The sequence below is a fragment of the Escherichia sp. WS33 genome (genome assembly GCF_046486385.1).
In the GTDB taxonomy this organism is placed as follows: Bacteria; Pseudomonadota; Gammaproteobacteria; order Enterobacterales; family Enterobacteriaceae; genus ECMA0423.
Map to the genome: position 1 here is coordinate 238508 of NZ_JBJQLJ010000003.1, position 11960 is coordinate 250467.

Consider the following 11960-nt stretch of genomic DNA (forward strand, 5'->3'; position numbering starts at 1 on the left):
CGCCACATCCGGCATACCATGCCGGATGTGGCACATCATTACAACGCAATATCCGCCACTTCTTTTTGAACGGGTTGCGGTTTCAACTGCGGTTTTGGCGTACTATCTGCTGCCTGCGGCTTGTCGTATTTCAGCCCCAGCACTTCGCTGGTGTACTGCAACTCGCGTTCTGTTGCCGCTACATCACCGTTCAGCTTGCGTCCATAAGACGGAACGATCGCTTTCAACGTAGCCTGCCATTGCGGGCTGGAAACGCGATCGCCAAATACTTTTTCCAGCAGATCCAACATAATCGGCGCGGCGGTTGACGCCCCTGGCGATGCCCCCAGCAGCGCGGCAATGGTCCCTTGCTGGTCACTGACCACTTCAGTACCCAGACGCAGTACGCCACCTTTCTCGGCATCACGCTTGATAATCTGCACGCGCTGCCCCGCTTGCCACAAACGCCAGTCCTCTTTTTTTGCCTGCGGATAGTACTCTTTCAACGCTTCAAAACGATCCTCTTCACTCAACATCACCTGACTCACCAGATATTTCACCAGATCGAAATTATCCAGCCCGACGTGCATCATCGGCATCACGTTAGAGGTGGTGGTGGAACTCATCAGATCCCACAATGAACCGTTTTTGAGGAATTTGGTTGAGAAGGTGGCAAATGGCCCAAACAGCACTACGCGTTTACCGTCCAGAACGCGGGTATCGATATGCGGAACCGACATCGGTGGTGCGCCAACGGATGCTTTACCGTAAACCTTCGCCAGATGGTGATTAACCACGTCCGGGTTTTCCGAAACAAGGAACTGTCCGCCCACCGGAAAACCGGCGTAGTCTTTCGCTTCCGGAATCCCCGATTCCTGTAATAGCTTCAGCGCCGCACCGCCCGCGCCGATAAAGACAAATTTGGCGCGGATGTTCTGTGCAGTGCCGTTTTTCAGATCGGCAACGGTAACGGTCCAGGTGTTATCGTCATTACGCTTTAGGGCGCGGACTTCGCTGCTGAGTTGCAGCGAGAAGTTAGATTTCTTCTGTAAGGAAGCAATTAACTGGCGGGTGATCTCGCCATAGTTCACATCAGTGCCAATTTCTGTGCGTGTTGCCGCTACTTTCTGTTGTGGATCGCGCCCTTCCATCACTAACGGTGCCCACTCTTTGATCTGCGCGTGATCTTCAGAGTAACGCATACCGCGAAACAGCGAGCTTTGTTGCAACGCGGCGTAACGGGCGCGCAGGAAATTAACGTTATCCTCGCCCCAGACAAAGCTCATATGCGGAACGGTATTGATAAATGAACGCGGAGTACGCAGCACGCCGCGCTCAACCTGGTGCGCCCAGAACTGGCGGGAAATCTGAAATGCTTCGTTAATGGCGACTGCTTTTTCAATACTGATGCTGCCATCGGCGTTTTGCGGGGTGTAGTTCAGTTCCATCAGTGCAGAATGCCCGGTTCCGGCGTTATTCCAGCCGTTCGAACTCTCCTGCGCGACACCCTCCAGGCGCTCCACCATGGTCATCGACCATTCAGGCTCCAGCTCGCGTAAATAGGTCCCCAACGTGGCGCTCATAATGCCGCCGCCAATCAACAGTACATCAGTTTCCTGCTCCTCGGACGCTTTCGCTTTTGCCGCCATCGAAACGGCATTAAGCCCCACGGCCATCGAGAAGAGCATGGCAGTCACTTTTTTCATCTTGTTAATGCCTTACTTTTAGTCGCTTTATTGCAGGTGAGATTTGCGCGGCATCAACGGTAACACTTAAGTAATAACATTTAAATAATGTTTATAAATTATATTCTAATTTTAGAAACATTATAATTTCGTTGATTAATTATAGGGTTATTAGAAATGAAGGGATTTTTAGCATATTGACCTGACGGCAGCAGTCCGCCAGGTCAGCGTCGTAATATTATGCCGTCCGGGCAACGGCATCACGCGAAGCGGCATCGCGCTCTTCGCCCGTCAGCTCGCTAAGTTGCCCATTGCGCATTTCCAGCAGGCGGTCGGCGTGGATAAAGTAATGATCATCATGACTGATAGCGAAAATAGTTTTACCCATCTCCTGCATCAGCGGCAGCAACACCTGATAAAACTCACGACGGAAGTGTGGATCCTGATCCGCCGCCCATTCATCCAGCAGGATAATATCGCGTTCTTCTGCCAGCGCCAGCAACAGCGCCACGCGTTTTTTCTGCCCTTTTGATAACTTCAGGTTAACAATACGCCCGTTGCTTAACTCAAGCTTATGAGCCATTTTCAGCTGCGCCAGCCACTTCTCAACCAGTTGCGGGTTAGCGGGTTTACCCTCCGGCCCCAGCAGTTGATCAAACAGCCAGACATCGGTAAACACTGCCGAAAACAGTTTGCGATAATCTTCCGGTTGTTCGCCGCTGACAGGTTTGCCATCCAGCAAGATTTCGCCGCTTTGTGGCTGATACAAGCCCGTCAACAACATCGCCAGCGTCGATTTTCCGCTACCGTTGCCGCCAATCAGAAACAGCAGCTCGCCACGTTTAATGGTGAGGTTAATCGGCCCAACGGAAAACGCGTTATCCTGATAGCTAAACGTCACGTTACGCAGCTCCAGCGTTTGCCAGTTGGGAAAAGCCTGCGGGCGCGGAAACTCAGCTTTGAAAGGCGCGAGCGCGAATTTGTTCAGCTTGTTAAACGCCACCTGCGCCGTCAGCAGCGTCGGCAATGCGCCAACCGCCGAAAGCAGCGGCGTACGCAGGAATAACAGCGTCAACGAATAGGTCGCAGCAACGTTGGTATCAGCCCAACCGAGACTGTTCGCCATCCAGAACACCAGGCCGATAGCGCCCAGCATCATGATGTTTGACCAGTTCACGGCGCTAAGATGGAAGGTGTCTGCGCGAATAATATGATGGCGATACTCTTGCGCATCGGGGATGTAGAGGTTGTTAAACACATACTCGGCGCGTTCCCGGTTCAGAGTCAGCTCTTTGCGCCCTTCGAGTACGGTTTGAAAATCCGTGTACAGCTTGTCTTCGGTTTCACGCAGGGTCGCCATATGTTTGTACACCCGCGCCACCAGTACAAAACCACCCCAGATGGTGATCGCCATCCAGATAGCCGTTACCAGCAACATTTTGCCCGACAGCATCCACAGATACGCCGCGGAACCGATAGTGAGAATGATCCCCTGCACCAGTTCCGGAAGACGCACAAAAGCAATGGTGATATTGCGCACATCGCTGGTTAATCCCGCCAGCAACGAGGCGCTACCGAGTTGTTCAATGCGCTCGACGTGGGTATCCAGAATCCGCTTGATAAATTCACTACGCAGTCGGTAAACGAAGTGATGCCCCAAAGTGGTGAGCGCCAGTTGCGATCCGAGAGTGACTGCCATCAACAGCAGCAATAATCCCAGAAACTCCGGCAATACCAGCAGACTGGTATCCGCCGTTTCGATAAGGCGCTGATTGATAAAAGCAATTAAGCCAATGCCTAATGCCGCACTGGCGAGGCTTAGCGCCATCACACTGATAAATGGCCAGCGATACTGCCGCCAGACAAGTACAAGAAGTTCCATGCAGAAAACCCGGACAATGAATTACAGCCCGCAGTTTAAACATCTTCGCGCGCACAGCAATAATAATTCTTATTTTTATTCTTTTTTACCTGCCTGACGGAATGTCAGGTTGTAGCGGCAGTCGCCGGTGAGTGGATGAAACCCCGCTTTCAGCGGTTGAATGCCGTGATAAAACAGCCGCGATTCACCGCCCCATACCACCACATCGCCATGTTCCAACAACAAACGTTTGAGCGGATCATTACGTTTCAGGCCACCAAATTGAAAAATCGCGGGTAAGCCAAGAGAAACAGAAACAATCGGCGCGCGCAGATCCGGTTCGTCTTTATCCTGATGCAGCGACAGTTTCGCGCCAGGAGCGTAGCGGTTGATAAGACAAGCATCTGGCTGGAAATCCGGATAGCCCGCCGCCGTAGCCGCACGTTGACATAAATCATGAAAGCTTTGTGGCATGGCGGGCCACGGTTTATTTGTTTGCGGATCAATGGGCGAATAGAGATAACCTTGCCGATGGGTCGTCCAGCCCAGATGCCCACAGTTGGTCATCGCCACCGACATGGTATATCCCCCGGGGGTGACCATCTGGCGAAACGGCGACTGGCTGGCAACGTCATTAATATCGCGGATCAGTTGCTCCGCAGCGTTAAAAGCAAAACGGTGCAAAATTACCGCTCCAGCCGCCAGTGGCTCTTGCCACGGTTCAGCATCGGCAAACAGATCCAACATTACCTCTCCTCATTTTCAGCTTCGCGGCGCAGCAGTTGCGCTTTACGCGACACGCCCCAGCGGTAACCGGAAAGTGTGCCATCACCACGGACCACCCGATGACAGGGTATTATGATAGCCAGCTTGTTGGCGGCACAGGCGCTGGCAACGGCCCGTACCGCTTTCGGTTTGCCGATGGCGTTAGCCAGTTGCTGATAACTGACGGTTTCACCGCAAGGTATCGTGCGCAGTGCCTGCCAGACTTGTTGCTGAAAAGCAGTGCCGCGAATGTCCAGCGGTAACGTCAGCGGCGTATCGCGTTGATTGAGGCTGGCGATCACTTCACGCACATGTTGCTGAAACATCAGATCGGCAGGCGCGTTGTCGGCAGCGGGAAACATCTGCTGCAACTCGCTGATTAGTGTCGCGTCATCATCGCCCAGCAATATCGCGCAAATCCCCCGCTCGCTTTCTGCCACCAGGCAACGACCCAGCTCACAATCAGCCAGCGCGTAACGCACCGCCAGATTTTCGCCACCGTGACGGAATTGTTTAGCCGTCATGCCCAGCGTTTCGTCGGCTTTGCGGTAGTAACTGCTGCTGTCGGGGAATCCGGCGTTAAGAATAGACGTCGTCACGCTCTCCCCTTTCGCCAGCGATTCGCGCAAACGGCGAGCGCGCCAGGCCTGTTGCCAGGCTTTAGGCGTCATTCCGGTAGTCGCTTTAAACAACCGATGCAGATGGAACGGACTCATCGCCACATGGTCGGCTAAGGCTTCCAGCGTTACAGGCGTTTCCTGTTCCAGCAGTCGACAGGCGTGGGTAATTTTATCCAACCGATGTTGCTGGGCATTGGCTTTGTCTGGCTGACAACGTTTGCAGGGGCGAAAGCCAGCGGCGAGTGCCTCGCTGGCATTTGCGTAGAAGGAGACGTTTTCCCGCAAAGCATGTCTGGCGCGGCAAGACGGACGGCAAAAGATGCCTGTGGTACGCACGGCGAAAACGAATTCGCCGTCGGCATTCGGGTCGCGGGCTAAGACAGATTGCCAGCGTTGATCGTCAGTTAAGCATGTGGCTTTTTTCATAATCAGCTCCCTGGTTAAGGATAGCCTTTAGTCTGCCCGGTCACCATCACGCAAAAACCAACAATCTTGCGCTTTAATTTTTTTCGCTGATAAGGAAGCTTTTAAACTGCGGCGACATCCAGGTTTTAAAGCTATCACCTTCTTTGGTGATCATATAGACCGCCAGCCCTTCCCGGCGAACAACCTCTTTGGCTTTCTCCGGCCCGAGTACCATTAAGCCAGTATCCCAGGCATCGGCTTCCAGCGCCGTCGGGGCAATCACCGTCACGGATACCAGATTGTGTTCGATAGGACGCCCGGTTTGCGGATCGATAACATGAGAAAGACGTTTGCCGTCCAGTTCGTAATAGTTACGGTAGCTGCCAGAGGTGCTAATGCCATGACCGTTGATATCCACCACGGCCTGAACCGCGTTTTCTTTATCGGTTGGTTTTTGAATCGCTACCCGCCACGGCTGGCCTTCACCGTTCATACCACGGCTATCCAGAGCACCACCAACTGACACCAGATAACGTGAAATACCTTCCTGCTCCATCAAGCGTGCCAGGTGATCCGCCGCATAACCTTCACCGACGGTGGAGAGATCGATATATAAATCCGGCAGGTCTTTTTGCAGATATTGCTGATGCGACTGATTGATGACCGTCAGGTGCTGTAAGCCGGTTTTGGCTTTCATCGCATCGATCTGTTCCTGGCTCGGAATTTGAACCGGCTGTTGTTCCGGGCCAAAGCCCCACAGATTCACCAGCGGCCCGACGGTAATATCCATCGCACCATCGGTCTTCGCGCCAATGCGCAGCGAGGTAGTGACGATTTCGGCCATCGCTTCACTTACTGGCCACGGCGACAAACTTTGCGAGTCGTTAAAGCGCATCAGCGCGGAATCTTTTTTATAGGTCGAAAGCAGCTGATCGTCGGCGTCCAGCTGGGTCTGAATCTTTTCTTTAAGTTCGGCACTGCGTTTGGCATCAATGCCCGGGATGCTGGCACGCCAGAAGGTACCCATGGTTTTGCCTTCAAGAACGGTAACTTCAGTAGCGTGGGTTTTGGCGGGTTGTGGTTTTTGATCGCAACCAACAAAGAAGAGCGCGGCAGCCAGCAGTGCCACGCGGGTAAAGCTTATTTCCATACGTGATTATCCTCATGCGAACGGTCGCAAGAGTACACCAAAAAAATGAGTTTGTACGCTGAAAACAATGAAAAAAGGGCCCGCAGGCCCTTTGTTCGATATCAATCGAGATTAGAACTGGTAAACCAGACCCAGAGCTACGATGTTATCAGTGTTGATGCCAGCGTCACGAGTGAACTGGTTGTCGTCCAGCAGGTTGATTTTGTAGTCAACGTAGGTGGACATGTTTTTGTTGAAGTAGTAGGTCGCACCAACATCAACATATTTCAGGATATCTTCGTCGTCGTAGTTACGACCAGCAACGACACCCAGGTTTTTACCTTTAGACTGCAGGTATGCTACAGATGGACGCAGACCGAAGTCGAACTGGTACTGAGCAACAGCTTCGAAGTTCTGTGCTTTGTTCGCCCAACCCAGGGAACCTACGCGAGTTGCGTTGTAGGTCTGGGTGTACTGAGCAGCCAGGTAGATGTTGTTAGCGTCGTATTTCAGACCACCAGTGTAGGTTTCAGCGCGGTCGCCGTTACCCAAATAACGCTCACCATAACCGTTCAGGCCGAAGTTCTGATCATCAGTACGTTTGGAGCTGGAAACTGCAGCACCGATACCGAAGCCTTCGTAATCATAAGTGATAGATCCGCCGACACCGTCGCCATTCTGACGCAGAGCACCACGACCATTGTTGGTCATGCCTTCGCCGCTTACGCTACCATTTTTGCCCTGGTACTGAACAGCAAAGTTCAGACCGTCAACCAGACCGAAGAAGTCGGTGTTACGGTAGGTTGCGTAGCCATTACCACGCTGCTGCATGAAGTTGTCAGAGCCGTAAGTGTCGCCACCGAATTCTGGCAGTACGTCGGTCCAGGAAGTTACGTCGTAAACAACGCCGTAGTTACGACCGTAGTCGAAAGAACCAACATCCTGGAATTTCAGACCTGCGAATGCCACACGGGTCCAGGAGTTTTCTTTGTTGTCTTCAGAGGTATTGCCCTGGATCTGATATTCCCACTGGCCGTAACCGGTCAGCTGGTCAGTAACCTGAGTTTCGCCTTTGAAACCAAGACGTACATAGGTCTGGTCGCCGTCTTCTGACTTGTTGTCAGAGAAATAGTGCAGGCCGTCTACTTTACCGTACAGATCTAATTTGTTGCCGTCTTTGTTGTAAACTTCAGCAGCGTTTGCTGCGCCTGCTACCAGCAGAGCTGGGACCAGGAGGGACAGTACTTTAACTTTCATGTTATTAACCCTCTGTTATATGCCTTTATTTGCTTTTTTATGCCACTGCATACTGATTAACCCTCATTAATCAGTCGGCAAGTCCATTCTCCCCAAAAATGCAGAATAATCCAACACGAATATGATACTAAAACTTTTAAGATGTTTCATTTATCGCTATAGATGTTTCAAAATGTAAATACAAGGGAACTTTTTAAGATTATTGCGGAATGGCGAAATAAGCACCTAACATCAAGCAATAATAATTCAAGGTTAAAATCAATAACTTATTCTTAAGTATTTGACAGCACTGAATGTCAAAACAAAACCTTCACTCGCAACTAGAATAACTCCCGCTATCATCATTAACTTTATTTATTACCGTCATTCATTTCTGAATGTCTGTTTACCCCTATTTCAACCGGATGCCTCGCATTCGGTTTTTTTTACCCTTCTTTACACACTTTTCATTATTCTGTGCTACCACAGAAAAACTATAACGCTTGTTAACTATTTCACAAATAATTAACATCCGCATAATTTCCAGCAATCTTTGTTTATTTGCAATTATTTTTGTTGGGCTTTTTGTAGGTTATTTGTACAGCAAAATGGCGCTTGTACATCTATTTCCCCCAATGCAGGATGATAAATATCACGGGAGAATAGAGAATCATCAATCAGGTAAGAGTCTGGAATTTCACACTGTACCCTTTATACTGCCCTATCACTTCGCGAAGTTTTAACAGGTCATAAACACGAATGCGTCAGAAAGAGACAACGGCCACGACCCGCTTTTCACTCCTACCGGGGAGCATTACCCGCTTCTTTTTACTGTTGATCATTGTGTTACTGGTGACGATGGGTGTAATGGTACAAAGCGCCGTTAACGCCTGGCTGAAAGATAAAAGTTACCAGATTGTCGACATTACCCATGCTATCCAAAAGCGCGTCGATAACTGGCGTTACGTGACCTGGCAGATCTACGACAACATTGCCGCGACGACCTCCCCCTCCTCCGGCGAAGGTTTACAAGAGACGCGCCTGAAACAGGATGTCTACTATCTGGAGAAACCACGCCGCAAAACGGAAGCGTTAATCTTTGGCTCTCACGACAACTCAACGCTTGAGATGACTCAGCGGATGTCCACTTATCTGGATACATTGTGGGGCGCAGAAAATGTACCGTGGTCGATGTATTACCTGAATGGTCAGGATAACAGTCTGGTGCTGATCTCAACCCTACCCCTTAAAGATCTCACCTCCGGATTTAAAGAATCGACCGTCAGCGACATTGTTGATTCACGTCGTGCAGAGATGTTGCAACAGGCCAACGCCCTCGATGAACGCGAAAGCTTTTCTAACATGCGCCGCCTGGCCTGGCAGAACGGTCATTACTTTACATTGCGTACTACCTTTAACCAGCCAGGACATCTGGCAACGGTCGTGGCTTTTGATCTGCCGATTAATGATTTGATCCCACCGGGTATGCCGCTGGACAGTTTCCGCCTTGAGCCAGACACGACGGCAACGGGAGACAATGATAATGAGAAAGAAGGAACGGATAGCGTCAGTATCCACTTTAACAGTACGAAGATTGAAATCGCCTCGGCACTCAACTCTACCGATATGCGCCTGGTCTGGCAGGTTCCTTATGGCACCTTATTGCTGGATACGTTGCAAAACATTCTGCTGCCACTGCTGCTGAACATCGGTTTGCTGGCGCTGGCGTTATTTGGCTATACCACATTCCGCCATTTCTCCAGCCGCAGTACAGAAAGTCTACCCAGCACGGCGGTCAATAACGAATTGCGCATTTTACGGGCAATTAATGAAGAGATAGTCTCACTGCTGCCGCTCGGCCTGCTGGTTCACGATCAGGAATCGAACCGCACTGTCATAAGTAACAAAATTGCCGATCATTTGCTGCCGCATTTGAATCTGCAAAACATCACCACCATGGCGGAACAGCATCAGGGGATTATTCAGGCGACGATCAATAACGAGCTGTATGAGATCCGCATGTTCCGCAGCCAGGTCGCGCCGCGCACACAAATTTTCATTATTCGCGATCAGGATCGCGAAGTGCTGGTAAACAAGAAACTCAAGCAGGCGCAGCGTCTGTATGAGAAAAACCAGCAGGGGCGGATGACCTTTATGAAAAACATTGGCGATGCGCTGAAAGAACCCGCACAGTCCCTGGCGGAGAGCGCGGCTAAACTCAACGCCCCGGAAAGCAAACAACTGGCGAATCAGGCAGATGTGCTGGTGCGGCTGGTTGATGAAATACAGTTAGCGAACATGCTTGCGGATGATAGCTGGAAAAGTGAGACGGTGCTGTTCTCCGTGCAGGATTTAATTGATGAAGTTGTGCCTTCAGTGTTGCCTGCCATCAAGCGTAAAGGTCTGCAACTGCTGATTAACAATCATCTGAAAGCACACGATATGCGCCGCGGCGATCGCGATGCCTTACGACGTATTTTGCTGCTACTGATGCAATATGCCGTGACCTCAACGCAATTGGGAAAAATCACCCTTGAGGTTGATCAGGATGAGTCCTCCGAAGACCGCCTGACGTTCCGCATTCTGGACACGGGAGAAGGCGTAAGTATTCATGAAATGGATAATTTGCACTTCCCGTTTATCAACCAGACCCAAAACGATCGCTATGGCAAGGCGGACCCGCTGGCATTCTGGCTGAGCGATCAACTGGCACGTAAACTGGGCGGTCATTTAAACATCAAAACGCGGGATGGGCTTGGTACACGCTACTCTGTGCATATCAAAATGCTCGCAGCTGACCCGGAAGTTGAAGAGGAAGAAGAGCGTTTACTGGATGATGTCTGCGTAATGGTGGATGTTACTTCGGCAGAAATTCGGAATATTGTCACTCGCCAGTTAGAAAATTGGGGTGCAACCTGTATCACACCCGATGAAAGATTAATTAGTCAAGATTATGATATCTTTTTAACGGATAATCCGTCTAATCTTACTGCCTCTGGCTTGCTTTTAAGCGATGATGAGTCTGGCGTACGGGAAATTGGGCCTGGTCAATTGTGCGTCAACTTCAATATGAGCAACGCTATGCAGGAAGCGGTCTTACAATTAATTGAAGTGCAACTGGCGCAGGAAGAGGTGACAGAATCGCCTCTGGGCGGAGATGAAAATGCGCAACTCCATGCCAGCGGCTATTATGCGCTCTTTGTAGACACAGTACCGGATGATGTTAAGAGGCTGTATACTGAAGCAGCAACCAGTGACTTTGCTGCGTTAGCCCAAACGGCTCATCGTCTTAAAGGCGTATTTGCCATGCTAAATCTGGTACCCGGCAAGCAGTTATGTGAAACGCTGGAACATCTGATTCGTGAGAAGGATGTTCCAGGAATAGAAAAATACATCAGCGACATTGACAGTTATGTCAAGAGCTTGCTGTAGCAAGGTAGCCTATTACATGAACAATATGAACGTAATTATTGCCGATGACCATCCGATAGTCTTGTTCGGTATTCGCAAATCACTTGAGCAAATTGAGTGGGTGAATGTTGTCGGCGAATTTGAAGACTCTACAGCACTGATCAACAACCTGCCGAAACTGGATGCGCATGTGTTGATTACCGATCTCTCCATGCCTGGCGATAAGTACGGCGATGGCATTACCTTAATCAAGTACATCAAGCGCCATTTCCCAAGCCTGTCGATCATTGTTCTGACCATGAACAACAACCCGGCGATTCTTAGTGCGGTATTGGATCTGGATATCGAAGGGATCGTGCTGAAACAAGGTGCACCGACCGATCTGCCGAAAGCTCTCGCCGCGCTGCAGAAAGGGAAGAAATTTACCCCGGAAAGCGTTTCTCGCCTGTTGGAAAAAATCAGTGCTGGTGGTTACGGTGACAAGCGTCTCTCGCCAAAAGAGAGTGAAGTTCTGCGCCTGTTTGCGGAAGGCTTCCTGGTGACCGAGATCGCTAAAAAGCTGAACCGCAGTATTAAAACCATCAGTAGCCAGAAGAAATCTGCGATGATGAAGCTGGGTGTCGAGAACGATATCGCCCTGCTGAATTATCTCTCTTCTGTGACCTTAAGTCCGGCAGATAAAGACTAATCATCTGTAGGCCAGATAAGACGCGTTAGTGTCTTATCTGGCATTTGCACCGATTGCCGGATGCAGCGTAAACGCCTTATCCGGCCTACGATTCCCATTATTTCAACAGATTACATTAAAGTAGGCCAGATAAGACGCGTCAGCGTCGCATCTGGCATTTGCACTGAATGCCAGATGCGGC

Annotated in this window: 8 protein-coding genes; 2 read left to right on the forward strand and 6 right to left on the reverse strand. The window is 50.4% G+C overall.

Annotated features, from left to right (window positions below; translation table 11 throughout):
* Positions 1–38: 38 nt before the first annotated feature.
* The 6 genes from mqo to ompC form a co-directional block, all read right to left on the reverse strand.
* Positions 39–1685 carry a malate dehydrogenase (quinone) gene (gene mqo / locus ACJHXA_RS04565; RefSeq protein WP_000758074.1) on the reverse strand — a complete coding sequence of 549 codons (1647 nt, stop codon included), beginning with the start codon at positions 1683–1685 and terminating at the stop codon, positions 39–41.
* A gap of 217 nt (positions 1686–1902) precedes the next feature.
* Positions 1903–3546: a microcin J25 efflux ABC transporter YojI gene (gene yojI, locus ACJHXA_RS04570; protein ID WP_000422188.1), complete on the reverse strand. Its 1644-nt coding sequence runs from the start codon at positions 3544–3546 to the stop codon at positions 1903–1905.
* A gap of 75 nt (positions 3547–3621) precedes the next feature.
* Positions 3622–4272 (reverse strand): DNA oxidative demethylase AlkB, encoded by a 651-nt coding sequence (alkB, locus tag ACJHXA_RS04575; RefSeq protein ID WP_000884922.1) that lies wholly within the window; start codon positions 4270–4272, stop codon positions 3622–3624.
* Positions 4272–5336, reverse strand: coding sequence for a bifunctional DNA-binding transcriptional regulator/O6-methylguanine-DNA methyltransferase Ada (gene ada / locus ACJHXA_RS04580; protein WP_000710368.1), 1065 nt, complete (start codon positions 5334–5336; stop codon positions 4272–4274). Before ada ends, alkB begins: the two co-directional genes overlap by 1 nt.
* A gap of 73 nt (positions 5337–5409) precedes the next feature.
* Positions 5410–6465 (reverse strand): FAD:protein FMN transferase ApbE, encoded by a 1056-nt coding sequence (gene apbE / locus ACJHXA_RS04585; protein WP_000406098.1) that lies wholly within the window; start codon positions 6463–6465, stop codon positions 5410–5412.
* Between the two features lie 111 nt (positions 6466–6576).
* Entirely contained in the window at positions 6577–7701 is a 1125-nt protein-coding gene (gene ompC / locus ACJHXA_RS04590) for a porin OmpC (RefSeq protein ID WP_000865609.1), read from the reverse strand.
* 738 nt (positions 7702–8439) lie between these two features.
* Between ompC and rcsD the strand changes: the two genes are divergently transcribed.
* Together rcsD and rcsB are read left to right on the forward strand one after the other, a co-directional pair.
* A complete protein-coding gene (gene rcsD / locus ACJHXA_RS04595) occupies positions 8440–11112 on the forward strand; it encodes a phosphotransferase RcsD (protein WP_001249088.1) in 2673 nt (890 codons plus the stop codon).
* A gap of 16 nt (positions 11113–11128) precedes the next feature.
* Complete coding sequence (gene rcsB / locus ACJHXA_RS04600; protein WP_001061917.1) at positions 11129–11779, forward strand: response regulator transcription factor RcsB; 651 nt, start codon at positions 11129–11131, stop codon at positions 11777–11779.
* Positions 11780–11960 lie beyond the last annotated feature (181 nt).